This is a genomic window from Arthrobacter sp. B1I2, assembly GCF_030816485.1.
In the GTDB taxonomy this organism is placed as follows: Bacteria; Actinomycetota; Actinomycetes; order Actinomycetales; family Micrococcaceae; genus Arthrobacter.
On sequence record NZ_JAUSYC010000001.1, the window covers coordinates 1,688,974 to 1,713,133 of the forward strand.

The 24,160-nt window shown below is 64.9% G+C and carries 25 protein-coding genes and 1 pseudogene; 14 read left to right on the forward strand and 12 right to left on the reverse strand.

Annotation, left to right across the window (positions count from 1 at the left end; all coding sequences use genetic code 11):
* The first annotated feature begins 198 nt into the window (after window positions 1-198).
* From QFZ57_RS07840 to QFZ57_RS07865, 6 genes are read left to right on the forward strand one after another with little or no spacing between them, the layout of a single operon-like run.
* On the forward strand, window positions 199-1,119 hold the full coding sequence (locus QFZ57_RS07840; RefSeq protein ID WP_306629888.1) for a polysaccharide deacetylase family protein: 921 nt from the start codon (window positions 199-201) through the stop codon (window positions 1,117-1,119).
* Complete coding sequence (locus QFZ57_RS07845; RefSeq protein WP_306899309.1) at window positions 1,116-2,429, forward strand: MFS transporter; 1,314 nt, start codon at window positions 1,116-1,118, stop codon at window positions 2,427-2,429. Before QFZ57_RS07840 ends, QFZ57_RS07845 begins: the two co-directional genes overlap by 4 nt.
* A complete protein-coding gene (locus QFZ57_RS07850; protein ID WP_306899312.1) occupies window positions 2,426-3,244 on the forward strand; it encodes an SDR family NAD(P)-dependent oxidoreductase in 819 nt (272 codons plus the stop codon). The genes QFZ57_RS07845 and QFZ57_RS07850 overlap by 4 nt, the downstream gene beginning before the upstream one ends.
* Complete coding sequence (locus QFZ57_RS07855) at window positions 3,234-4,253, forward strand: ketopantoate reductase family protein (protein WP_306629891.1); 1,020 nt, start codon at window positions 3,234-3,236, stop codon at window positions 4,251-4,253. The genes QFZ57_RS07850 and QFZ57_RS07855 overlap by 11 nt, the downstream gene beginning before the upstream one ends.
* Complete coding sequence (locus QFZ57_RS07860; protein WP_306899315.1) at window positions 4,250-5,449, forward strand: M20 family metallopeptidase; 1,200 nt, start codon at window positions 4,250-4,252, stop codon at window positions 5,447-5,449. The genes QFZ57_RS07855 and QFZ57_RS07860 overlap by 4 nt, the downstream gene beginning before the upstream one ends.
* A gap of 14 nt (window positions 5,450-5,463) precedes the next feature.
* The gene (locus QFZ57_RS07865; RefSeq protein WP_306629893.1) at window positions 5,464-6,543 is read left to right on the forward strand and encodes an NADH:flavin oxidoreductase/NADH oxidase; all 1,080 of its coding nucleotides are present in this window, start codon (window positions 5,464-5,466) and stop codon (window positions 6,541-6,543) included.
* 11 nt (window positions 6,544-6,554) lie between these two features.
* Here the strand turns inward: QFZ57_RS07865 and QFZ57_RS07870 are convergent, their stop codons facing one another.
* A complete protein-coding gene (locus QFZ57_RS07870) occupies window positions 6,555-7,448 on the reverse strand; it encodes a helix-turn-helix transcriptional regulator (RefSeq protein WP_306629894.1) in 894 nt (297 codons plus the stop codon).
* 137 nt (window positions 7,449-7,585) lie between these two features.
* Between QFZ57_RS07870 and QFZ57_RS07875 the strand changes: the two genes are divergently transcribed.
* Window positions 7,586-8,602, forward strand: a complete 1,017-nt coding sequence (locus QFZ57_RS07875) for a zinc-dependent alcohol dehydrogenase family protein (RefSeq protein WP_306629895.1) — start codon at window positions 7,586-7,588, stop codon at window positions 8,600-8,602.
* 149 nt (window positions 8,603-8,751) lie between these two features.
* A complete protein-coding gene (locus tag QFZ57_RS07880) occupies window positions 8,752-9,792 on the forward strand; it encodes an NAD(P)-dependent alcohol dehydrogenase (RefSeq protein WP_306629896.1) in 1,041 nt (346 codons plus the stop codon).
* An 85-nt stretch (window positions 9,793-9,877) separates the two neighbouring features.
* Here QFZ57_RS07880 and QFZ57_RS07885 read toward each other — a convergent pair whose 3' ends face one another.
* From QFZ57_RS07885 to QFZ57_RS07915, 7 genes are all read right to left on the reverse strand, one after another.
* Window positions 9,878-10,915 (reverse strand): nitronate monooxygenase, encoded by a 1,038-nt coding sequence (locus QFZ57_RS07885; protein WP_306899323.1) that lies wholly within the window; start codon window positions 10,913-10,915, stop codon window positions 9,878-9,880.
* 163 nt (window positions 10,916-11,078) lie between these two features.
* Complete coding sequence (locus QFZ57_RS07890) at window positions 11,079-11,273, reverse strand: hypothetical protein (protein ID WP_306629898.1); 195 nt, start codon at window positions 11,271-11,273, stop codon at window positions 11,079-11,081.
* Between the two features lie 230 nt (window positions 11,274-11,503).
* Window positions 11,504-12,268, reverse strand: a complete 765-nt coding sequence (locus QFZ57_RS07895) for a GAF and ANTAR domain-containing protein (protein WP_306899326.1) — start codon at window positions 12,266-12,268, stop codon at window positions 11,504-11,506.
* Window positions 12,265-12,516 carry a hypothetical protein gene (locus QFZ57_RS07900; RefSeq protein WP_306899328.1) on the reverse strand — a complete coding sequence of 84 codons (252 nt, stop codon included), beginning with the start codon at window positions 12,514-12,516 and terminating at the stop codon, window positions 12,265-12,267. The genes QFZ57_RS07895 and QFZ57_RS07900 overlap by 4 nt, the downstream gene beginning before the upstream one ends.
* Complete coding sequence (locus QFZ57_RS07905; RefSeq protein ID WP_306899330.1) at window positions 12,516-13,244, reverse strand: GAF and ANTAR domain-containing protein; 729 nt, start codon at window positions 13,242-13,244, stop codon at window positions 12,516-12,518. The genes QFZ57_RS07900 and QFZ57_RS07905 overlap by 1 nt, the downstream gene beginning before the upstream one ends.
* Before the next feature lie 190 nt (window positions 13,245-13,434).
* Window positions 13,435-13,761: a hypothetical protein gene (locus tag QFZ57_RS07910; protein WP_306629902.1), complete on the reverse strand. Its 327-nt coding sequence runs from the start codon at window positions 13,759-13,761 to the stop codon at window positions 13,435-13,437.
* Between the two features lie 9 nt (window positions 13,762-13,770).
* Entirely contained in the window at window positions 13,771-14,490 is a 720-nt protein-coding gene (locus QFZ57_RS07915; protein WP_306899331.1) for a GAF and ANTAR domain-containing protein, read from the reverse strand.
* A 70-nt stretch (window positions 14,491-14,560) separates the two neighbouring features.
* Between QFZ57_RS07915 and QFZ57_RS07920 the strand changes: the two genes are divergently transcribed.
* A complete protein-coding gene (locus tag QFZ57_RS07920; RefSeq protein ID WP_306899333.1) occupies window positions 14,561-15,295 on the forward strand; it encodes a GAF and ANTAR domain-containing protein in 735 nt (244 codons plus the stop codon).
* 24 nt (window positions 15,296-15,319) lie between these two features.
* Here QFZ57_RS07920 and QFZ57_RS07925 read toward each other — a convergent pair whose 3' ends face one another.
* Window positions 15,320-16,048, reverse strand: coding sequence for a Type 1 glutamine amidotransferase-like domain-containing protein (locus QFZ57_RS07925; protein ID WP_306899336.1), 729 nt, complete (start codon window positions 16,046-16,048; stop codon window positions 15,320-15,322).
* A 62-nt stretch (window positions 16,049-16,110) separates the two neighbouring features.
* Here QFZ57_RS07925 and QFZ57_RS07930 point away from each other — a divergent pair, with 62 nt between their 5' ends.
* The 3 genes from QFZ57_RS07930 (at window position 16,111) to QFZ57_RS07940 (ending at window position 17,697) form a co-directional block, all read left to right on the forward strand.
* Window positions 16,111-16,443 carry an ArsR/SmtB family transcription factor gene (locus QFZ57_RS07930; RefSeq protein ID WP_306899337.1) on the forward strand — a complete coding sequence of 111 codons (333 nt, stop codon included), beginning with the start codon at window positions 16,111-16,113 and terminating at the stop codon, window positions 16,441-16,443.
* 12 nt (window positions 16,444-16,455) lie between these two features.
* On the forward strand, window positions 16,456-16,953 hold the full coding sequence (locus QFZ57_RS07935) for an SRPBCC family protein (protein ID WP_306899339.1): 498 nt from the start codon (window positions 16,456-16,458) through the stop codon (window positions 16,951-16,953).
* A 150-nt stretch (window positions 16,954-17,103) separates the two neighbouring features.
* Entirely contained in the window at window positions 17,104-17,697 is a 594-nt protein-coding gene (locus tag QFZ57_RS07940) for a DnaJ family domain-containing protein (protein ID WP_306901552.1), read from the forward strand.
* Here the strand turns inward: QFZ57_RS07940 and QFZ57_RS07945 are convergent.
* Window positions 17,694-18,373 (reverse strand): annotated as a pseudogene (locus QFZ57_RS07945) (GNAT family N-acetyltransferase). The gene QFZ57_RS07940 and the pseudogene QFZ57_RS07945 overlap by 4 nt on opposite strands.
* Before the next feature lie 60 nt (window positions 18,374-18,433).
* On the opposite strand from QFZ57_RS07945, the gene QFZ57_RS07950 reads away from it, so the two are divergent.
* Window positions 18,434-19,738: an HNH endonuclease gene (locus QFZ57_RS07950; protein WP_306899341.1), complete on the forward strand. Its 1,305-nt coding sequence runs from the start codon at window positions 18,434-18,436 to the stop codon at window positions 19,736-19,738.
* Here QFZ57_RS07950 and QFZ57_RS07955 read toward each other — a convergent pair.
* On the reverse strand, window positions 19,647-21,824 hold the full coding sequence (locus tag QFZ57_RS07955) for a transglycosylase domain-containing protein (RefSeq protein WP_306899343.1): 2,178 nt from the start codon (window positions 21,822-21,824) through the stop codon (window positions 19,647-19,649). The genes QFZ57_RS07950 and QFZ57_RS07955 overlap by 92 nt on opposite strands.
* Window positions 21,825-22,002: 178 nt before the next feature.
* Here QFZ57_RS07955 and QFZ57_RS07960 point away from each other — a divergent pair, with 178 nt between their 5' ends.
* On the forward strand, window positions 22,003-22,629 hold the full coding sequence (locus QFZ57_RS07960) for a PadR family transcriptional regulator (RefSeq protein WP_306629909.1): 627 nt from the start codon (window positions 22,003-22,005) through the stop codon (window positions 22,627-22,629).
* A 33-nt stretch (window positions 22,630-22,662) separates the two neighbouring features.
* On the opposite strand, the gene QFZ57_RS07965 is transcribed toward QFZ57_RS07960, so the two are convergent.
* Complete coding sequence (locus QFZ57_RS07965; protein ID WP_306629910.1) at window positions 22,663-23,982, reverse strand: ammonium transporter; 1,320 nt, start codon at window positions 23,980-23,982, stop codon at window positions 22,663-22,665.
* Window positions 23,983-24,160: the final 178 nt, after the last annotated feature.

Sequence of the window (24,160 nt, forward strand, 5' to 3'; positions counted from 1 at the left end):
TCTGGAACAAAGAAAAAACCATCTGCTGGGCTTTTTTTGAACGATTTTCCCATCGGCCCTTGTTCTTCCCTTTGATTTCCTCTAGCTTGGTATATGAGAGCTGGATCACTTTCCAAAAATTCCCATGCCAAAGACTGAATCGGCCCCTTTTCGCGGTAGCCGGACCGTCAGCACCTAAGAAATGAAAAGGAGCACACTGTGAACAACGCCCCGTCGTGGCAATGGCCCGAACAGGAGTGGCGAGCGCACGTGAACAAGGTCCGTGCCGGCCAGTCCCTTGTCCACCCGGACCCGGCCCTGCGCTGGAAGGGCGGTGCCGCAGCGGCCGTCCTGTTGTCCTTCGACTCCGACCATGAGACTCCGTCACTGCGTGACGGCGAGACCTCACCGGGGCGGATGGCGCAGGGGGAGTACGGAGCACGGGCGGGAGTACCGCGGATCCTGGAACTCCTCCGCCGCTACGAGGCTCCCGCGTCCTTCTATATCCCCGCAGTATGCGCGCTTCTCCGTCCCGATGAAGTACCCACCTATGTGGAACAGGGGCACGAAGTGGCCGTGCATGGGTGGATCCACGAACGGAACACCCTGCTGAGCCATGAGCAGGAACTGGATTTGCTTGGGCGGGCAACGGACGTGCTGGAGCGCCAGGCCGGAACCCGCCCGGTTGGCATCAGGACCCCATCCTGGGACTTCTCCGCGTCCACCCTCGATGTCATCCGTGAGCTTGGGTTCCTTTACGACTCATCGCTCATGGCGGACGACGAACCCTATGAACTGCTCGCTGACGGTACGCCTACCGGGATTGTGGAGATCCCGGTGGAATGGATCCGGGATGACGCGCCCTACCTGATGATGGACCGCTTCACCGGCCTTCGTCCCTACATGCCGCCCCGCCAGCTCCTCCAGATCTGGAAGGACGAGTTCGACGCAGCCTATGCCGAGGGCGGAGTCTTCCAGCTCACCATGCACCCGCACATCATCGGCCACCGTTCACGGCTGATGGTCCTGGCGGAGCTCATGGACCACATCCGATCCCACAACGACGTGTGGATCACCACCCACGCAGAACTGGCAACCCACGTTGCCTCCCGACTCACAACGAGGACGTCTGTCTCATGACACAACAACTGAACGTGGCCGGAGTCCACGAAACCAAACTTTCCCCTCAGGGACGCAAAGCGATCGTCGCGGGGAGCATCGGCAACGCCGTTGAATGGGTGGACTGGGCCGTCTACACCACCTTTTCGTCGATTTTTGCCCATCATTTCTTTCCCAAGGGCGATCCCATCGCTGCCCTCCTGGCGACGCTCGCCATCTTCGCAGTGGGATTCGTCATGCGGCCCGTTGGTGCGGCGCTCATGGGCGCATATGCAGACCGGCACGGACGGAAGAAAGGCCTGGTCCTGACCATTGGCCTGATGGCCGGAGCCACTGCGTTGATCGGTCTCGCGCCCACGTATGAAGCCGTGGGGCTCCTCTCGCCGGTCGTCCTCGTGGTGGCCCGCATGGTCCAGGGCTTCGCAGCGGGAGGCGAGTTCGGTTCCTCCTCGGCATTCCTGGTCGAATCCGCCGCGCCCCGCCGCCGCGCCTTCGCTGGCTCCTGGCAGCAGGTGTCAGTCGGAGCCGGAGTTCTGCTCGCCTCCGGCATGGGGGCGATCATCACCAGCACGCTGTCCAAGGACGCCTTGGACAACTGGGGATGGCGGCTGGCGTTCATCGTAGCTGCACTTTTGGGCCTGGTGGGCCTGTGGCTGCGCTCCTCTGTCGAGGAAACGGAGTCGTTCGTCAACGCGAAGAACCTCTCAGAAACGGCTGGTGAAAAGCGCCGCAACGCCGTATTCACCATGTTCGTGAAGCATCCTGCGGCCACGCTGCGGGTATTCGGCGTCACGATTGCCGGCACACTGCTCTACTACATGTGGGTCTCCTACATGCCTACCTATGCGGCCGTGGCGACCGGAATCCCCCTGAGCCAGGCCCTGCTCGCGAACTTCATCGCTGTTGGCCTGTTCCTTGTCCTCCTGCCGTTCGCCGGACTCCTCTCGGACAAGATCGGCCGCAAACCTACGATGACCGCTTTCGCAGGTGGCTTCCTGCTCTTTTCCTGGCCTGCCTTCGCCCTGCTCAACGGCAACTTCTGGATGCTGTTGCTCATTGAAGTCATCGGTATCGTCCTGCTCCTGGGCTATTCGGCAAACTGCGCCGTGATCATGGCCGAGCAGTTCCCGGCTGAAGTGCGGGCAACCGGGATCGGGCTGCCCTATGCGCTCGCCGTGGCAATATTTGGCGGAACTGCGCCGTACATCACCACCTGGATGAACACCAGCGGATTCGGCGGGTTCGTATGGCTCTACTGTGCAGTGGCGGCCGCCATCGGTGTGACGGTGTACATGACCATGCCGGAGACCAAAGGCAAGGTCCTCGATTGAGCCCGCATGCAGTCATCACTGGAGCGGGAAGCGGCATTGGCCGGCAGGTCGCAAACAGGTTTGCAGGACTCGGCTACCGGCTCACGCTGGTGGATATCGATGCCGCCTCCTTGGCCTCAACGGCTAAAGCATGCAAGGAAGCCGGCGCTGAGGACGTAAACACCCTGGCAGTGGACCTGGCAACTCCTACGGGCCCCGAGGAGATGCTCGCCGAATCGTGGGCCACCGCTCCCGTGGATGTGCTGGTCAACTCGGCCGGAATCTACCCGGCCACCCCCTTCCTGGCCCTGGACGCTGACACATGGGATGCGGTGCAAAACCTCAACGCCAGGGCCCCCTTGTTGGCGACGGTGGCTTTGGCACAGCGGGCCATCGAAGCAGGACGGCACGCCAGCGTCGTCAATATCTCCTCGGGCGCTGCCCTTCGCGCCCGTCCCGGAGCCGCCCCCTACTCCACGTCCAAAGCTGCCTTGGAAATGGCGACGCGTGCCTCCGCCCTGGAGCTCGGGCAGTACGGCATTCGTGTGAACGCCGTCGCCCCAGGCTTCGTGACGGTGAACAGCAGCGCCAATCCGGTGACGGAGGAATACGCCGCCGCCGTCTCGGGCAACCCCTTGGGACGCCGCGGAGAGCCCGACGACATTGCCCGCGCCGTCGTCTGGCTGGCCGGAGCCGAAGCCGATTGGATCACGGGTGAAACCCTGCGCGTCGATGGCGGCTCGTCGGCCGGCGCAATGAACCTTCCCCTCCACTGGGCCACGAACAAAGCGACCCGCCGCGAGGACAACGACTTGATAGGAAGCCATGACGGATAGTACGTACACAGTAGTAGGCGCCGGTGCGATCGGCGGCACCTTAGCCGCGCACCTGCACGCGCAGGGGGTCCCGGTCCAGCTGGTTGACGCCGATGTCCATCACGTCGCAGCCATTCGCAAGAATGGCCTGCAGATCAAGACTCCTTCGGGAGTAATGGTGGCGGACGTACCGGTGTACGGCCTCGACGACGCCCCTGACCGCCTGGACCGTGTCCTCCTGGCGGTCAAGGCCCAGGCGACCGACAGCGCTGCTGCCTGGATAGCTCCCAGGCTCGGCAGCGATGGATATGTGGCGTCCATGCAGAACGGCCTCAATGAGGCAACCATCGCCGCGCACGTTGGCGCCGACCGCACTGTCATTGCCTTTGTCGATCTCTTTGCCGACGTACTGGAACCGGGCGTCATTAACGACGGCGGCAGCGGGGCGATGGCGCTGGGCGAATACTCGGGCGGGACAAGCGACCGGGTACGGCAGTTGGCCCACGACCTTCGCCATTGGGGTTCCCCCACCGTGACTGGCAACGTCGCCGGTTTCCTTTGGGCCAAGCTCGGCTTCGGTGCAATGCTCACGGCCACCGCGCTGGCGGACGCCGACATGAGCGAGCTGATCGACCGGCACCGGCCTGCCATGAACGAACTGGCCGCGGAAGTCTTCGATGTTGCAGCAGCCGAGGGCATCAGCCTTGAGGGATTCGACGCCTTCGACCCTGCCAGCTACGTTCGCGGGGCCGATCCCCTTAAGAACTCAGAGGCCACTGACGACCTCATTAAGTGGCTGTCCACGCAGACCAAGACCCGTTCAGGCATCTGGCGGGACATCGCCGTGCGGAAGCGTCCCACCGAGGTTCCCACCCAGTACGGGCCGGTCATCGATTTGGCCGCGAAGCACGGACTGAAGCTGCCCCTCATCGAGGAACTTGTATCGGCCATCCGGCAACTCGAAACCGGATCCATCCCAATGGCTGAAGAACACCTTTTTGCCCTCGACCGTAAGGCCATCGCGCGATGAACACCCTTCAAGACCTGCCATCGTGGATTTCACGGAAGCGGGAGGACATGATTGGGGACCTGGCCGCCTACGTTTCCCAGGAAACCCCCTCTGATGACAAAGCGTTGCTTATGACCGGTCTCGCGTGGGTGGAGGAGTGGCTTCAGGCACGCATCGACCAGCCGGCTTCCCGCCGGCTGGTCGACGGCGGCACATGGGGCGACTCCCTGGTACTGGATTATCCGTCGGAGAGCGATGCCGAGGGCTGGATCACCGCCCTCTGCCACTATGACACCGTGTGGTCCGCCGGGACCCTCCGCGACTGGCCCGTGCTTGTGGAGGGGGACCGCTTCTCAGGCCCCGGCGCCTTTGACATGAAGGGCGGCCTGGTGCAACTCGTATGGGCCCTTCGCGCGGCCAAGGAACTCGGGCTGCCCCGACCCAACGTGAGGCTGGTCCTGAACGGGGACGAGGAAGTGGGAAGCCCCGCATCGCGACCTGTCATCGAAGCAGAAGTAGTCCGTGGAGACGCTGTGCTCGTCTTCGAAGCCAGCGCCGGCGGCGCGCTGAAGACGGCGCGGAAAGGGGTGGGCATCTTCCAGGTCAGGGCCACAGGCAAGGAAGCGCACGCCGGGCTGGATCCCGAAGTGGGCGCCAGCGCCATCGATGAGATAGCACGCGTAATCCTCCAGCTGCACGCCGAAGCGGACCTCGCCAAAGGAACCACTCTGAATGTGGGTCTGGTCCATGGAGGGACACGGACGAACGTCAAGGCCGGCTCCGCGGTCGCAGACCTCGACGTCCGGGTGTCATCCGAGGCTGAGGTCCAGCGGATTGATTCGGTCCTCGATGGTTTGGTCCCCCGCAGCCCCGAAGCCAGCTTGAAGGTCAGTGGTGCCTGGAATCGGCCCGTCATGGCCCGTTCCCCGGAGACCGCGCGGCTGTTCGCAGAGGCAGAGCAGGTGGCGGACCTGTTGGGATTCCCGCTCGCCGAAACGTCCGTGGGCGGCGCCAGCGACGGCAACTTCGCAGCGGCACTGGGTCTTCCCGTTCTCGACGGGCTCGGCGCGGTCGGCGACGGCGCGCACGCGCGGCATGAATGGATCAGCATTGACGGCATGCTCGAGCGGACCTGCCTCGCGGCCGGCCTTCTCGCAGTCCTGGCCGAACCGGCTGAACTCGGGCGGCATGGCGAAGCCGATGCAATGGTTGGATGAGTGGGCATTTGGAAATGAGTACGTCAATTGAGAAATTTTCGCGCCCGCTGAAGCTGCGCGGGCTTAAGATTCCGAACAGAATCTGGATGTCCCCCATGTGCCAGTATTCGGCCACTGAAGACGGTGTCCCCACGAGCTGGCACATGGTCCACTACGGGTCCAGGGCTGTGGGTGGTGCGGGGATGGTCATGGTGGAGTCAACGGCGGTGGGCCCTCGCCATCGGACGACGGCGCACGATCTCGGTATCTGGAGCGCGCCACAAGTCGGTGCGCACCGGAAGCTGGCAGCCCAGATCAAGGACCTTGGCGCCATTGCCGCAGTCCAGTTGCAGAGTGCCGGGCGCAAAAGCTCGCACATGGTCCCGTGGCTCGGAAAGGGGCAGAATGGGGCGGTCCCTGTGGAGGACGGGGGCTGGATTCCCATGGCCCCGTCCGCCACGCCGTTCGGGCAGCTGACCGTTCCGGATGCGATGACAACCGCCGAAATGGAAGGGACCGTCGAGGCATTCGCCCAGGCCGCCGTTAACGCTGCGGAGGCCGGCTACGATGTCGTCGAAATCCATGCAGCGCACGGGTACCTGCTCCATCAATTCCTCTCGCCGGTAACGAACCGCCGAACTGACGAGTTTGGCGGCGGGCTTGAGAACCGGATGCTGCTGCCGCTGAGGGTCTGCAAAGCCGTTCGGGATGCCTTCCCGCAGGATAGGCCCGTCTTCGTGCGCATCACAGCCACGGACTGGATCGACGGCGGGATCACCATCGATGAAGCCCTCGTGTTCGCCGCCCGGCTTGCCGCACTCGGCATCGACCTCCTCGATGTGACGTCGGGTGCTTTAGCCATCGATGCGCCGCCGCCCAACAAGCAGGGCCTCAACCTGGAATTCGCCGAGGTCCTGAAGGATATCGCCGGCGTCGCGGTGGCCCCGGTGGGCCAGCTTTCGGACCCTGAGCTGTTGCGAAAGGTCGCTGAGACGTCGTCCGTGGACGCAGTAATTGTTGGGCGGGCGCTCCTGCGCGATCCCTATTTCGCGCTCCGGCTCACAGCCCATCCGCCCAAGGAGAGGTGGCCCAGCCAGTATCACCGCGCGCTGTAGCAGGAGGAACCCTACAGGGCGCGCACCTGGCCCCGGGCCGCCTCGGCGATCTTTTCGGTGGCCGCCCAGGAGGACAGGAGTTTGAGGGCTTCGGCGGACGGGCTGCCCGGAGTGGCGGGGTAGACCGTCAAAGTATGTCCGGGGTCCTCTTCCAGTCCCAGCACCTGGTAGTTCAGCTCGAGCAGCCCCACCACGGGGTGCTGGAAGAACTTGGTCCCCGCGTAATGGCGGCGGACGTTGTGCGCGGCCCAAAGGGTGCGGAATTCGTCGCTGCGCATGGACAGCTCACCAATGAGTTCGGCGATGCCCTTGTCATGGGGATTGCGGCCGGCCTCGCGGCGGAGGATGGCCACGTTGGTGTTCGCAGCCCGGTCCCAATCGGTGTAGAAGTTATGGGCACGCGGGTCAAGGAAGATGAACCGGGAGTGGTTGGCCGGCCGTGACGGGTTGCGGTACATGTCCGAGTACAGCGCGTAGCCCAGAGTGTTGGCAGCCACGATGTCCATCCGGTTGTTGCCGATGAACGCCGGCGCTTCGGTGATGGCGTCCAGGAGGTACTGCAGCTCCTGCCGGACCCCTGAGGGTGCCGGGGCGGAGCCCGGGGCACGCCTGCGTCCCGATGTGTTGGCCGCCCGGGCCAGGTCGTAAAGGTGGTCGTGCTCGGCGCGGTCCAGCTCCAGGGCGCCGGCAATGGCGTCCAGCACGCTGTCCGAAACGCCGCTGAGGTTCCCCCGTTCAAGGCGCGTGTAATAGTCCACGCTGACCCCCGCAAGCCGGGCCACCTCCTCGCGGCGCAGCCCCGGTACGCGCCGCCGGCCGCCGTACGGTTCGATGCCCGCCTGCTCCGGGGTGATGCGCCCACGGCGGGAGGACAGGAACTGTCGGACCTCGGCTCGGTTATCCATAGGGAACACGTTACGACGATCGGCCTGACCGTAAGGAGGTTCTGCCAGAACCAGTTACAGCAGGGCCCTCGCTATCTTTCCGCGCGGCCGGTTTGATGGGGATTGTCCACTTTCAGCATTGAGCATTTGGAGGACGCATGCGCGCCACAGTGATGCACGCCCCGGGAGATGTCCGGGTAGAGGAACGCGCCAAACCCGCCATCCACCGGCCCACCGATGCGGTCATCAAGGTCACCGCTGCCTGCGTCTGCGGGTCCGACCTGTGGCCCTACCGCGGCGCGGACACGCTTCCGAAACCCATGCCCATGGGGCACGAGTACGTGGGCATCGTCGAAGAAGTCGGTGCCGACGTGAACGATGTCCAGCCCGGCCAGTTCGTCGTCGGCTCCTTCTTCGCCTCGGACAACACCTGCGAAATCTGCCGCTCCGGCTACCAGAGCGGCTGCGTCCACCGGCAGGGCGTGGGCGGCGCCCAGGCCGAGTACCTGCGCGTCCCCCTCGCGGACGGCACCCTGGTGGCCGTTCCAGGAATGCCCGACGCCGGCAAGGTTCCGTCGCTGCTGGCGGCCTCCGATGTGCTGGGCACAGGATGGTTCGCCGCCAAGGCCGCCGAAGTGGGGCCCGGCAAGACCGTGGCGGTAGTGGGCGACGGTGCCGTGGGCCTTTTGGGCGTCCTGGCAGCCAGGCAGTTGGGCGCCGAACGGATCATCGCCATGTCCCGCCACGCTGACCGGCAGGCCCTGGCCCGCGAGTACGGCGCCACGGACATCGTGGAGGAGCGCGGGGACGACGGCGTGAAGAAGATTAAGGAACTCACAGACGGGCTCGGAGCACACTCCGTCATCGAAGCCGTGGGCACGCAGGAATCAATGCTGCAGGCGATCCACGCCACGCGTGCAGGTGGTCACGTCGGGTTCGTGGGCGTGTCCCATGACGTGGCCCTGCCCGGCCGGGACCTGTTCTACTCGCACGTGCACCTGCACGGCGGCCCGGCGCCTGTCCGGCAGTACCTGCCCGAGCTGATCGACCTCATCCTGCGTGGTGAGATCGACCCCGGAAAGGTGTTCGACCTCGAACTCCCGCTCGAGCAGGCGGCAGAGGCGTACAGGGCCATGGATGAACGCCGCGCCATCAAGGTGCTCCTCCGCCCATGACCGCAGTTCCCCCTGGTTATGACGGCGGCCAAGGGTAGGACTGCCAAGACCAGGTACAACAGGGCCACGCTGGCCCAACCATTTCCGGGGTTTGATTCGAACAACCCCGGTAGCATTTTTGTTATCCCCCAACAGATCACAGGAGAACCATGACTACCGTCAAGGCTTATGCATCCCCGTCCGCCACGGAGGACCTGGTGGCAACCACCATCGAGCGCCGCGAGGTGGGTCCCCATGACGTCCTGATCGACATCAAGTTCGCCGGCATCTGCCACTCCGACATCCACACCGTCCGCGGTGACTGGGGCCCGCAGCAGTACCCCCTGGTGCCCGGCCACGAAATCGCCGGCATTGTCACCGAGGTGGGCGCCGAGGTGACCAAGCATAAGGTGGGTGACCGCGTTGGTGTTGGCTGCATGGTCAACTCCTGCGGCGAGTGCGCCAACTGCCAGGCCGGAGAGGAACAGTACTGCCTCAAGGGCAACGTTGGCACGTACGGCGCCGTGGACCGTGACGGCACCATCACCCAGGGCGGCTACTCCACCCACGTTGTGGTGACCGAGGACTTCGTGGTGACCATTCCCGAGGGCATCGAACTCGACGTCGCCGCGCCGCTGCTGTGCGCCGGCATCACCACCTACTCCCCGCTGCGGCACTGGGGCGCCGGCCCCGGCAAGAATGTCGCCGTCGTCGGCCTCGGCGGCCTGGGCCACATGGCCGTCAAGCTCGCCCACGCCATGGGCGCCGAGGTGACCGTCCTGTCCCAGTCACTGAAGAAGCAGGAAGACGGGCTGCGTTTGGGCGCTGACAGCTACTTCGCCACCAGCGATCCCGGCACGTTCGAGCAGCTCGCCGGCAGCTTCGACCTGATCATCAACACGGTCAGCGCATCGCTCGATATCAGCTCCTACCTGGGCCTGCTGAAGCTTGACGGTGCCCTGGTAAACGTCGGCGCCCCCGCCGAGCCGCTCCCCGTCAATGCCTTCGCGCTGATCGGCGGACGCCGTTCCTTCGCCGGTTCCATGATCGGTGGCATCCGCGAGACCCAGGAGATGCTCAACTTCTGCGCTGAGCACGGCCTGGGCGCCGAGATCGAGGTCATCCCGGCCGAGAAAATCAACGAGGCCTACGAGCGCGTCCTGGCATCGGACGTTCGGTACCGCTTCGTGATCGACACCGCCACCCTCTAGGGCACCACGTATGCGCGGCGGGCCGGCTCCGAAAGGCGCCGGCCCGCCGTCTGGCTTTAAAAAGCGGACGACGGCGGGCCGAACCTCACGGCCGAAGGCTCGCGAGGATTGACTCTGCCGAGCCCCCAAGGGTGTTTCGGTAGTTGACGCCGGCCCACAGGTTCAGCCAGTCCGGCTCCCCGGCGGCTGCGGCCGCGGCGCGCAGGGGAGTGGTGAGGTGGTGGATTTCCGGGTAGCCGTAGGGCGCGGCGCCATCATGCCGGCGCATGAATTCGTTCTGCAGCCCCCGGGCGTTGCGGCCGGAGAAGGCACGGGTGACGGCGGTGGTGGTGAAACGGTGCGACGACGTCAGTGCGGCCCGGTGCGCCGCCTTGGTTCCCGCCTCATCAGCACGAAGGAATGCCGTTCCGGCCTGGACCGCAGCGGCGCCGACGGCCAGCGCAGCCCGGGTGTGCTCCGCTGTGGCAATCCCGCCGGCTGCGATGAGGGGCACCTCAAGATCGGCCAGCTCTTCGAGGATGCCATGGAGGGGAACCTCGGTAGGAGGAGCAGCCGCCTTGAACGTTCCGCGGTGGCCGCCGGCTTCCGGGCCCTGGACGCACAGGGCGTCAGCGCCTCCTGCAAGGGCCTGCAGCGCTTCGTCACGGTCCGTGACGGTTGCAACCACATACACCCCGTGTTGCTGGAGGGCTTCCACTACGCTCGATTCGGGAAAATCGAAGGTGAACGAAACAACGGCCGGTGCGAGCTCCAGCAATGCGTCGAGCTTCTTGTCCCAGTCGTCATCGTCATGACGTGGCTGTCCCAGGCTGACGCCGAAACGTTCGGCGTCCGGAGCCAGCGATTCTGCGTATTTCTGAAGGGATTCGTGGCTGATGACGGAGGCTTGGGGGACAAAAAGGTTGACCCCAACCGGCCGGTCTGTAAGGGACGTGACTGCTTCAATCTCGGCGCGCGTGGCGGCGGCGGTCTTGTAGCCCGCCGCCAGGAATCCCAGTCCGCCGGCCGCGCTGACAGCGGCGGCGAGATGCGGGGTGGAGGGCCCGCCGGCCATGGGTGCCTGGATGACGGGCAGCGCCAGGGACTTGAGGCTGAACCGGCTGGCTTTCCGCTGGGTATCCATATGGCCTCCTGTGATTCTCGCGTACCCGACGAATGCTACGCCGTTCTGCGGAAGCGTGTCAGCGTGTGGAAGCGATCCGCACCACCGTTGCTGGCAGCAAAAAAAGCGCGGACGACGGCGGGTGGTGGCCGCCGTCGTCAGCGCCTCCTGGCGGGTGGAGTCCCTAGAGGGCCAGCGCGCGCTCATCGCCGCGGACGCTCAGCGTGAAGGTGTTGGGACCGCTGCACGTGACGGCGATGCGGCAGGTGGTGGTGTTGTGGCGCGATGAGAGGTCGGTGACCGCGGAATCGAGGGTTTCGTGGAGCGAGGCACGGTCCCAGATCTTCAGGGTCACGGATTCGGCAGTGTTAAACATCATTGTTCAGTACTTTCCTGTATCAAGCCGGCTTTGACGCCGGGCAATGGCCTGTCCGCGCTCGGAGGGTCGGTGGCCTGTGCTCACCGGTGGGCCTCGTTGCGTCACCAGGATGTCAAGGGCGGATGTTCCCGGCCCTGCTTATCCATAGTGCCCAGCCCGGAAGAACTGACTCAACCAAATCGCGTTTTATTGCAGGTGATTCTCATCACCTGTGGGCGGGGACACAGCTTCTACTCGCTGAAGTGGGTTGAGATCTTTTCTTCCCCGGAGATTGACGTAATAACTGACACTGCCACTTCCCGTAGTTTGACGTTCCGTGAGCTGGAGGCTGTGGTGAGAATGCTGAAGGCCGTGTCCCGGCTACACCTGTTTTGCGCCATGATGGCCCCGATTGCCATATCGATGACGGTCCGCGACTGCATCGCCGCGGACAGGTCCTCCCGTGCTTCACTGAGCTGGGTGATCCGCAGGATCAGCCGCAGGGAGCTGGCTGCCTGGCTTGCGAACACCTCCACGGTATCGATGTCCTCCGTCGAGAATCCGTTGCTGCGGCCGGAGTACAGATTCAGCACAGCCTCTGCCTCCCCGGCAAGATCCAGCGGAACGGCGAGGATGGAGCACACGCCGTGCTCCAAGGCAGTCCTGACGTAGGGCTGCCAGCGCTTCTCGGCGGACAGGTCGGGAACAAGGAGGGTGGACCGGTTTCGGAGCGCGGTGAGGCAGGGGCCATCTCCGAACCCGTTTTGCAGCTCATCAAGGGCCTTGGCCGCGGCATCGCTGGCGGCGACTGCTTCAGGCCTCCTGTGCCGGAGCACCGTAACTCCACTGTGGATTGTGTTGCCCGGTACGGACAGTCGGGAAGCTGCCCGTACTGCCAGCTCCGTAAGGAAGCCCTTGATGTCGCGGCTCTCCAGGACCAGTAGCTGGAATGACGGCTCGGTGTCTGCCCGGGTCAGGCCATCGGGATCCTGTGGCAGTTCCCGGCTGTCCGTCATTGGGCATCATCCCGTGTTAGTTCGGTCATGGCAGTGGCAACGAGCCCCACCTGGGCCGCCGGCAGGTGGAGGGCTTCATTCAGGTAGGCGTCGAGGGACAGCTCATCGACGTCACCGCCAATGCCGTAGTAATACGTCCACAACTTGAGGAGTGGAACCCCGGCGTGCCGGAAGCGCCATGCTGCTTCCCGCCTTTGCTCGTCGGCTTCAAGCAACTGGTCCGGGCCCCCGGTCCATTCGGCATTCATCATTCCTCCCCATCCGGAGGGGCGGTAAATCGTCCCCTCGACACGATGTCCTGGGCAATTTCCTGGATCCGGCGGTTGCTTGATTGAGCAGCGGCCTGGAGGAGTTCCAGTGCCCCATCCCGGCCTCCGTGGGCCTGAAGCATGACCAGCGCAACCGCCGCGTCCACCACTGCACGGGACTTGAGCGCAGCACGAAGGTCCTCGGGGAAAATTTCGGGGGCGTGGAGCCGCAGGGCGAGCCGAAGGATACGGGACATCGAAGCGGCCTGGCCCTCTACCAGCCTGACGGTGGCCGGGCCGAATGCGTGGGCAGTATGCGCGTAGCAATTCAGCGCGGCCTGGGAGAGGGGGTCTGTGTGGATGGGGACCGCCAGGGCCGACCGCACCCCGAGCTTTTCAACGGCATAGGCGTATGGGCCCCACCTTTGCTCAAGCTGCAGGTCTTCGATCAACACTGTGTGCTGCTCCCTGAGGGCGGTGAGGCAGGGGCCGGTGCCGAAGGCGTACTGCGTCTCGTCCAGCCGCCGGCCCTCTTCACTGCTGTAGGCAAAGGTGGAGAGTGCACCGTCCCGCTCGACCGTGACAGTACATTCCACTGGTGCGCCGTTTCCGCCCAGCTGAGATGCGGTGATCGTCGCAAGACCGAGGAGGAATTTGGGAAATTCGGGAGTGTCGAGCAATAGATCCTGGTACTCGTCCGCCGTGGCGACTGCATCGTTCTTGGCCATCGGGCCTCGATCCCTGGTTGCGCCAGTGACTATTGCTGCTGGCTGTCGGCCCGCCGCTCTCAGCGCGGAAGGCCCGGGGCGTTTCTATCTCCGGATCCTGCCACCGTCCGGAGTCTCCTGTATTCGACACTACGCCTGTGCAGGGGTTTCGGAAACAGCGGCGGATGCCGGTCGCCGGCGACCGTGACCGCTACGGAGCGTCCGCTGCGGCACCTGGTTCGCTGCCGCCGTCGTCATTCTTTTTCGCCGGCGCCGGGTCCGTGGCGAAGTCGTTGGAGTACGGGGCACGTGGCCGGGGCCGTTCGTCAATCAGTTCGTTCGCGGCGAGCGCCAGCAGGTCACGCTGGACCGGCGGCAGCGAGAGAAGTCCCTGCAGATAGGCTTCAACCTCGTATTCGCCGGCGTCCCCGGACATGCCGAAGTACTTCAACCACAACTCTGATACGGCGATACCTGCTGCCTTAATGGCTTCGCGGAGCCGGCGTCTTTGTTCCGGTTCGTGTGGATCAAATCCCATCCGCGCTGCCTAAATGCCGGATGCCGGCGTCCCGGCCAGAATGGATTCGCCAACGTCCAGCAAGGTGGAACGCTCCTGCCTCGCCTGCTTCATCAGCTCTTGCAACGCTGCCTGATGGGTGATGCCCAGGCGTTCCATCAGGACACCGCACGCCCGGTTGATCACGTCCCTGCTTTGCAGCGATGACTGCAGCCCCTCCGTCATCTTGTGCGGAGCCTCGCTCCCCTGGACATGCGACAGGAGAGTCGCGGCGGGAGCTGCGAACAACTGGACAAGCCGCAGGCTGGACGCGTCGTAGGAAGACGGCGTGGCGGCATACAGTTTCATGGCGCCAATCGCTTCCTTGCCGGCGATGAGGGGCGCACTGACGACGGATCTGATGGGCAGTTCCCGGATTGAGTCCCGCCACTGAGGCCAGCGCGGGTCGGCATGGACATCCTCGACCAGGACGGGTTTCTCCGCTGCCCAGGCCGTCAGGCAGGGGCCTTCCCCCAGCCGGTACTGGGCGGCGTCAGCCTGTTCCACCACACCGTCCGTGTAGCCGCTGCTGGTCCGGCGGCCCCGGGTGTCGAGCAGGGAAATGCCGGCCCCGATGGTGCCGGGGACTGACTCCTTCGCCGCCTGGGCCAAGAGGCTGACGGCGGAGTCCACCTTCTCTTCCGTGAGCAGCAGTCCCTGGATCCGAGCAATAACGGAGCTGAGCTCGTCAATGGGGAGATGCTGGGGCATCTACCCAGCATATGCCAACCAACTCCCGCGTTTCCCTGCGGCCCGCGCCTTGCAACAGTAGGATGGCTCCATGTCGAGTTCAGTAGATAACGATTCCGTGCGCCAGCTGCAGCAGATCCTGGTGGGAGCTGAGGGCATCGTGGATTTCCTGTCCGGGCTCTCCGGCATGGCAGCGGCGGCTGTCTCCGAAGCTGCAAACGATAGGGTCGAGTGTGCTGTCACGCTTAAAATCCGACGGCGGCCCATCACTGTAGCGGGAAGCAGCGCGCGTGCGGTGGAGCTTGACCACATCGAACAGGCGCTGGGCGATGGTCCTTGCGTCCGTGCCCTCCGGGAGCTGACTCCGATCATGATCGACGACGTCGCAAAAGATCCGAGATGGCCCGACTTTAACAAAAAGCTGGCCGAGCACAGAGTGCACAGCAGCCTTGGCGTGCCGCTGGAAATCACAGGTGATGCAAGGGCGGCGCTGAACTTTTTCGCCGCCAAACCACGGGCTTTCACCGCGGATGTTTACGACAAGGCAGTGGGTTTTGCTGGTGCGGCGCACAACACCATGCAGCTCTCAGTGCGCATCAACACGATAGAGAGCCGGGCCGACGACCTTGAAGCAGCCCTGGAAAGCCGCACCGCCATCAACCTGGCGTGCGGTGTGATCATGGCGCAGAACCGTTGCTCGCAGGAGGAGGCCATGGAAATCCTCACCAAAGTCTCCAGCAACCGCAACCGGAAGCTCCGGGACGTGGCCAGGGAACTGATCGAGCAGTTGTCCGGCAGCAGCGTCCGCACCCACTTCGACTCCTAGCCGGCACCCGGGTTCCCGGTTCGCTCAGCGGGCAGGGCGGACTGATACCACGGCCCTTGCGCCGCTGCGCTGGACGTCCCAGCAGTTGCCGCTGCCGATGACTTCGTAGTCCAGGTCTCCCGCGGCCGCCAGCACCACGGCGGTGTTCTCGTCAATGGCCACCGCCCTTTCCACCAGGCCCGCTGCCACGGCGCCCACTGCGCGGCTCAGTGTTCCTGCCTGGGCAGCATGGACATCCACCGTGAACGGTGCCAGCCCCAGGCCCTCACGAATGTCCACTGGATCCAGGCCTTCCGAGCATTCCTCTCCGCATACTTCCACCGCGTTAATCCGGTATCCGCCAATCAGTGCACGCTGGGGCGCCACCATTGCGCCGGCGGAAAAGCCCAGATACGGCGTCCGGCGGGCAACCGACCGCCGCAGCGCTGCGGCCGCCGGGTGAAGAGCCTCCCAATAGGCCGGCGTCAGGCCGCCACCCACTACGATCGCATCCACGTCTTCGAGGGCAGCAGCGTCGGGAGATATTCCTGCCTCGAGCGGCATAACCGAAACCGCGCACTCGATCCTGGCCTGGAGCGGCTCCGTGTACGCCGCCGCGAGGTCCGGCAGGTTTCCGCTGCCTGGGTGCACGGCCACGGCGATGCGGGCTGCACGGCCGGGCCCGGCATGCTCCCGCGCCTCGAGTGCGAACCGGTCGAAGATGTCCGGGAAAGCCAGCGGATCCGGGCCCGCACCGGCGAGGAAGATGCTCATGGGCTTCAAGATACCGGCAGGCCCATTGACGGGCGTCAGCGCGAGCGGTAACGTACAACCAAATGGTTGTATATGAGTTGAATGAGGCCGAGTTGGACCGCCTCTTCCAGGCGTTCGCCGATTCCACCCGGCGGGACATCGTCCGCCGGGTCACTGTCGGCGAGTACTCCGTTTCCGGCCTGGCAGCCCTCTACGCCATGAGTTTCGCCGCCGTCCAAAAGCATGTGGCGGTGTTGGAGCGCGCATCCCTGGTCACCAAGGAGAAACGCGGACGGGAGCAGATCGTGCGGGGCAATCATGAAGGACTGCAAAAAGCCCGGCGGCTGCTCGACGAATATGAACAGACCTGGCGGCAGCGTGCCGCCAGGATGGCAGACATTCTCGCTGAAGGTTAGGAAGGCATTGCCATGGCAGTCATCAGTATGGACAAGAACCCGGAGGCGCTGACCCTCACGCTGGTCGCGGAGTTCGACGCCGGCGTCGAACGCGTGTGGCAACTTTGGGAGGACCCCCGCCAGCTTGAGCGCTGGTGGGGTCCGCCCACTTGGCCCGCTACGTTTCACAAGCTGGAGTTTGTCCCCGGCGGCCGGGCCAACTACTACATGACCGGCCCTGACGGGGAGAAAGCCCACGGCTGGTGGGAGTTCACGGCGATCGAGGCCCCGCGGCGCCTGCAGTTCGATGACGGGTTCGCCGATGGCGACGGCAACCCCACCGGCGACCTGGGCGTCACCCACGCCACGGTCACACTGGAGCCAGTGGGGGAGCGGACGCGTATGACCATCCAGTCCGCCTTCGAGTCCGAGGAACAGCTGGAGCAGATGGTGGCCATGGGCATGGAGGAGGGCCTGAAGGGTGCTGTCGGCCAGATCGACGGCATCCTCGCCGAGCACGCCAACGCCTGATTGCACGGCAGCATCCTTTTCCACGAAACCAAAGGTGGGATGACGACGGCGGGACGTTCCGCCGTCGTCAGCCCACCTTGGCGTTGAACGCGCCCGTCCGCCGCTGAATACTGGAAGGTGGATCAAAGCGAGGGGAAGGCGGTGGCAGCAATGAGCGGCGGGGCAGGGGACTTTCGGAAGCGCCTGGAGCGGGCAGCAGAGGTCCGGTCATACCGCGGCGCCGGCATCAGCGCCGAGGAGGAAGCCGGGCTGGACGCCCTCGATGAGAGGGAGCGTGAGAAGCGCAGGAAGGTCAGCGACGCCGCCCGCGCGGAATACCTGGTCCGCGACGCCATGGCGCAGGGCAAGTTCGACAACCTCAAGTACGCGGGCAAGCCAATTCCGGGCCTGGACGAATCCTACGATCCCGACTGGTGGGTCAAGGGGTTGATCCAGCGCGAGAACATCAGCGGCCTGGGCCCGGCGGCCATCCTGCTCCGCGCCGAGGACGCCGAACTCGACGCCAAGCTGGACGTCCAGTACACAGAGCAGCAGGTCCGGGACATCCTGCAGGATTTCAACCGGCGCGTGATCGACGCCCGCCGCCAGTTGCAGGGCGGCCCACCGGTGATCACCAAGACCCGGGACGTGGAGGAGGAAGTGGAGCGCTGGCGCACGCGACGGGCGGCGCGTATTGAGGAAGTTCCCGCGGAGCCGGAGCCCGAGCGCTCCTGGTGGAAGCGGCTGTGGAAAGGGGCGGGCTAGGAGGCGGAGTTCCGCTGTTCGTAGAGCTCGCACCGGGCGTTATAGTACTTCTCCGTCTGCCCCTGGTGGGCCAATCCAATCCTGGTGCAAACCCGCTGCGAGGCCGTGTTGGCCGGGTTGGTCACCGCAACCACATTCGGCAGTCCGCTGTCGAACGCGTAGCCCAGGACCGCCCGGGCTGCCTCAGTGGCGTAGCCGTTCCCCCAGTGGTCGGGGTCTCCAGCAGGACTGCCCAGACCGCATGGACGGCGTCCAGATTGCGCCAGGTCTCGATCCGTTCCTCTGCCTCAGCAATGCCGGTCATGATCCGGGGAAGGTTGCCGATGAAGCGCTGCACCTCCCAGCGCGAGTAGAGGTCCAGCACAAAGGCGGCGTCGTCCGGCTCCCACGGGCGCAGGATAAGCCGCTCAGTATCCAGGATCTTCACGTCACCCATCCTGCCAAAGGGGGGGCGACATGCGGGCTGGATTTGGTTTTCCACATAGGGCTTTTTGCTTGCTGTCGTTGTCAGGCCCTGGTGGAAGACTTTGGTTATGGAAGCGGTTGTGGGAACTGGCCCAGTTATTGGGGCGCATGCTCGAACGCCCTTACTTGCTGTTGATGCGCCTTCGATTGGTGATGTCTTGAGGCTGCTCGCTGCAGTTCCGCTGGCTGCTGATGGGGGGGGAAGATTCATCAGCTGCGGGAGCTGGAGGATCTGAAATCTGCGGTCGGCGCCCGGCAGGCCGATACCGCGGTGGCCTTCGACGTTCAGCAGCGGCGGGAGCAGGCCGCCGCCGGGGTGCCCGTCGATGAGCAGGGCGCCGGGGTCGGCGCCCAGATCGCGTTGGCGCGGCGGGAGTCACCGGCCCGGGGTTCACGCCTGCTGGGGCTGGCCAGAACCCTTGCAGGGATGCCGCACACGTTCGCCGCGTTCCGGGCTGGGCTGTTGAATGAGTGGCGGGCCACGCTGATCGTGAAGGAAACCATCTGCCTCAGTGCCGGGGACCGGGCCGGGGTGGATGAGGAACTCGCCGCGGACACCGGCGCCCTCGACCGCGCCATTGTGGCCGCCGTCCGGGCCGCCGCGTACCGGCGGGACCCTGCCTCGGTGGCGAAGCGGGCCGCCCGCGCGGTCACGGAACGGACCGTGAGCCTGCGCCCGGCACCGGACACCATGACCTGCCTGACCGCCCTGCTGCCCGCCGCCCAGGGCGTCGCCGCCTACGCAGCCCTGACCCGGGACGCCGACACGGCACGCTCGGCCGGGGATGACCGGTCCCGGGGCCAGGTCATGGCCGACACCCTCGTCGAACGCCTCACCGGCACCCCCGGCGGGATCAGCGGGGTGCAGATCCAGCTCATCATGACCGACCGCACCCTCCTCCAGGCCGACGCCGAACCCGCCCGGCTCCCCGGCTACGGCGTACTACCGGCAGCCCAGGGCCGGGACATCGCCCTCAACAGCGCCGGCCACAACGAACCCAGCCTGTGGGTCCGGCGGCTCTACACCGCCCCCGGCAGCGGGGAACTGCTGGCGATGGACTCCAAAGCCCGGCTCTTCCCCGCGGGCTTGAAGCGCTTCCTTCACATCCGGGACGATACCTGCCGCACCCCGTACTGCGACGCCCCGATCCGCCACCACGACCACGTCACCTCCTGGCACAACGGCGGACCCACCAGCGCCGGCAACGGCCAGGGCCTCTGCGAAGCCTGCAACCACACCAAAGAAACACCCGGCTGGACCGCAAAACCCGTCCCCGGCCCACGCCATACCGTGGCAACCATGACCCCAACCGGCCACACCTACCGCTCCACCGCCCCACCACTACCCGGGACGCCAGCGCGGGTGACCGTACCGCCCGTGCCGCGCGACCACCGTCGTGCTTTCCTGGCCCATCGCAACAACATGGGCGACGGGACGGACGCGCGGGGGGTGTCTGCCGCGCTGGTCAGGCCAGGATCAGGGTCTAGGGCTTCGGATTGGGATTGGGGTTTGGCCCAATCATCGAGGCAGGAGGCGGTGCGAACGGGGCTGCAGGATAGAGCGGTGCCACCTTGAGCATGTAGTTGGCCCACTGTGGTCCGGCGATCATGAAACCGTCCAGGCGGGGGTAGAAAGTGCCGTTGATGGTTACGTTCTGTCCTGCCCGCTTTTGGCCTTCCAGCGCATCCCCGAAGAAGGACGCAGTGACCAGGCCGGTGGTGTACCCCACCACCCAGGTGGACCCGTTGTTGTTCGAGGTTCCGGTCTTGGCCGCGGTGGGAACCTTGTCGTGCACCTTGGGGTTGATCCAGACGCCGGAGCCCTTTTTCAGGACATCCTGCAGCACCGAGTTGACGCCCCGGGCCACGTCCGGTTTGACGGCGTCGTGGCAGTCAGGGGCCTGGGCAGGCAGCTTTGCCCCCGCTGCATCGGTGATGTCAACCAGGGCGATGGGTGCGCAGTAGCGGCCGTCTGTGGCGAAAGTGGCAAAGGCGTCCGCCAGGGTGAGGGGGGCAACGCCGGTGCCGCCCAGCAGGTTGCCCAGTTGATGCATGTTGACCGGCGCGCCATCCAGGCCGCTGCGCAGGCCCACGGCGTCCACCATTTTCTGGATGCCGCAGAAATCCAGCTGGGCAGCCGAGGCAAAGGTGGCTGTGTTGATCGAGTTATACAGGCCGTAGTTGACGGGCATGCGCCGGTAGAAGCCCTCCTCAGCGTTCTGCAGGTCGTCCGCAGCACCAAGGGCAGGATTTGCCTGCGCGGTGCTGTAGGCTCCCAGCACCTTCCCGCAGCTGTCCTTCCACGCGAACCCCAGGGGATAGACGCGGCGCGAAGCGTCCACTTCAGCAGTCAGTGACTTGCCTTCGTTCAGCCACTCCGCGAACGTGAAGGGCTTCATGGTGGACCCGGGCTGGAACCCGCCGGCGCCGTTCAGGTCGTTGCCCTGCGCGTCCTTCGCATCCACATTGAAGTTCAGGTTGGTATCGAACTTGCCCGGTTGCGGAAGGAATACCGTGTTTTGGGCCATCGCCAGGATCTTGCCGCTGCCAGGCTGGATGCTTACCAGGGAAGCTGCCCACCGGTCCGGATTTGCGCCTGCAGTCCCGTCCACCTGGGCCTGGGCGGCGGCCTGAAGCCGGCTGTCCAGGGTGGTGGTGATGGTGAGGCCCCCCCGGTACAGCCTCCGCTCACGTTCAGCTTCCGTTGGGCCGTAGGCGGGGTTGTTCAGGATCAGGTGGGAGATGTAATCGCAGAAGTACGGCGCGATGGCCGCGTTTGCGCAGCCCTGCTGTTGGGGGGTGATCTTCAATTCAACAGGGGTGGCCACAGCCTCATCGTGCTGGGCCTGGCTGATCTTGTTCAAGCGCAGCATCTCTGACAGGACCTGGTTGCGGCGCACAATCGACTTGTCCGGGTTTGTGGCCGGGTTGTACAGAGTGGGGCTGTTGACCAGCCCGGCCAGCAAGGCTGCCTGGGGAAGTGCGAGGTCCTTCGCGCTGGTGCTGAAGAAGTAGCGTGCAGCGGCTTCAATCCCGTAGGCATTGCTGCTGAAGAACACGATGTTCAGGTAGCCCTCAAGGATCTGGTCCTTGGTGTACTTCTTCTCCAGGGTGACGGCGAGCTTCATCTCCCGCAGCTTGTCGCCGAGGTTCTTCTGCCCGTTAAGGACCACCTCGTCCGGCCTGTCCTGCGAGAGCTGCGCCTCGTTCAGGACGTTGGTGACGTATTGCTGGGTAATGGTGGAGGCCCCCTGCTCTCCGCCCTTGGTCAGGTTGGACACCACCGCCCGCAGGATGCCTTGCGGGTCCACGCCGGCGTGCTCGTAGAACCGGCTGTCCTCGATGGCAACAATGCCGTCCTTGATGAAGGGTGACATCTGGTCCAGCGGCACTTTTACGCGGTTCTCCGAGTAAAAGGTGGCGATCGGCTGCCCGTCGGAGGTCAGGACTTTGGTGGCTTGCGACGGTGGCTGCACCGTCAGTTCCGTGGGCAGGCCTTCAAAGAACCCAATAGAAGAACTGACCCCCATCCCCGCGGCGGCCACCGCCGGCACCACCAGGCTGGCCACCAGGACGCCGCACATGACACTGGCCGCAAAGAACCCCAGGATCCTTCCCAGGGCCACGGCAAAACCGCGCCTGCGCTTCCGCTTCTTCACCATTCCTCAGCCCTCGTCCTTGAAGGTGGGAACAGAATACGCTCCTGCGAAAGGGCGAAACAGAGGCAGAAGGTCAGGAATTGATCACGGCAAACCATTGACCAAGCGATAGTTACCGATATATCGTTAATTATCGCCGAAGAGTAGGCGATGACTACCTGAACGAAAGGACGATGCCACCATGAAAGGCATATTTGACGAAAAACATCCCGGACCTGAATTTGGGAAGGGCCGCTTCGAGCGGGGAAGGGGCCGCCGGGGGCCGCACGGGCACCGGGGTGCCGGCTTCGGACCCGGGTTTGGGCCCGGCTTTGGCCCTGGTTTCGGGCCAGGCTTTGGTCCTGGTTTCGGCCCGGCGTTCGGGCGGGGCGGCCGGCGGGCCAGCCGGGGCGATGTCCGCGCGGCCATCCTCTCGCTCCTGGCAGAGGCGCCATCCAATGGTTACGGATTGATCAAGACCATCGCCGCAAAGACCGGCGGAATGTGGCGGCCCAGCCCCGGATCCATTTACCCCACGCTCCAGCAGTTGGTGGATGAGGGCCTGATCGAGCCCCTGAGCGAAGGCCGCGGGACTGAGTTTGCCCTGACGGACGCGGGCAGGGCCTACGTGGCGGAGCACGCTGAGGAGATGGAAAACGCCTGGAACGCTGAACCGGACAGTGCTGACCGGGACTTCCACCAAAGCATCGGCAAGCTCATGGGCGCCATCCATCAGTTCCGCACGGGTGTGACGGAGGAACAGCGTGCTGCCGCCATCGAGAAGATGGATGAAACGCGCCGCGCGCTCTACAAGATCCTTGCGGACTAGAACCGTTCGGACTGGAACCGTGCGGACTGGAACCTACGCGAAGGAGTCTTCCTTGGCGTGCCGCTCCACGGGAACCGCAGCGGTGGGGATGTGGGCCGCGGCCTGGCGCAGGGGGTTGTAGCCTGCTCCCGCTTCCCCGAACGCATAGGCGGTCTCGGCATGCTCGGACAGGTCCACCCCGGCCGTCTCCGCCTCGTGGCTGACGCGGAAGCCCACGGCCTTGTTGATGACCCGGGCGATGACTGCCGTGCCAATGCCGGAGAGCAGCAGGGTGATGACGACGGCGGCTGTCTGGGCGATGAGCTGCTGGACACCGCCGCCGTACAAGAGGCCGCCGCCCTGGCCGTCCACCGGGAGGGCGATGAAACCCAGGGACAGGGTGCCAATGAGGCCCGCTCCCAGGTGGACGCCCACCACGTCCAGGGAGTCATCAAGGCCGAAGCGGTACTTGAGGTCCACGAATACACAGCATGCCGCACCCGCCACCAGGCCCAGGCCAATTGCCGCCAGTGGGCTGATGTTCGCGCAGGACGGGGTGATGGCCACCAGGCCTGCAACAACGCCGGACGCGGCACCCAGGGAAGTGGGGTGTCCGTGGCGGATCTTTTCGGTGACCAGCCAGCTCAGCATGGCGGCCGCAGGCGCTACCAGGGTGTTGATCCAGATCAGGCCGGCCTGTTCCACACTGGTTGCGGCGCCGCCATTGAAGCCAAACCAGCCGAACCACAGGATCGCCGCGCCCAGCATGATGAAGGGCAGGTTGTGGGGCCGGTGGTTGGGGTCCTTCGCGAAGCCGTGCCGCTGGCCGACAATGACTGCCAGCACCAGTGCGGCGGTTCCTGAGCTGATTTCCACGACGGCGCCGCCGGCGAAATCGATGACCTGGCCGAAGATTGCTGTGACGGCTCCGCCCGCACTCATGAGCCCGCCACCCCAGACCATGTAGGCGAGGGGGCAGTAGATCGCCGTGATCCACACGGGCACGAACAGGGCCCAGGCGCTGAACTTTGCGCGGTCTGCGATGGCACCGCTGATCAGGGCCACGGTGATGATGGCGAAGGTGGCGCTGTAACCGGCCTTGAGAAGCTCCGGCGAGCCCATCAGGTTCTGCAGGCCGAAGCTGGTGAAGGGATTGCCGAAGAGCCCCAGGACGCCGTCACCGGTGGTCATCGAGTAACCCCAGAGAACCCACACCACGCCAACGATCCCGGCGGAGATGAAGCTCATCATGATCATGTTGAGGGCAGCCTTGGCCCGGGTCATGCCGCCATAGAAGAGGCCCAGCCCGGGGGTCATGAGCAGTACCATTGCGGCCGAAATCATCAGCCAGACGTGTTGGGCAGTGATTTCCACCGGTGGGTCCCTTCGCAACGTGATCTTGGTGCAGGGCCCGTTTGGCCCCGTGGCATTTCCCCCGGGGTCTATCTTTGGCGTTGCGTGTTTCAGCCAATGCCGCTTAAAGTTGCGGCCACGTTACACAAACCGCTCCCGCGTGAAGTTCACGTATCCGCTATGTTTCGGGAATGTAAAC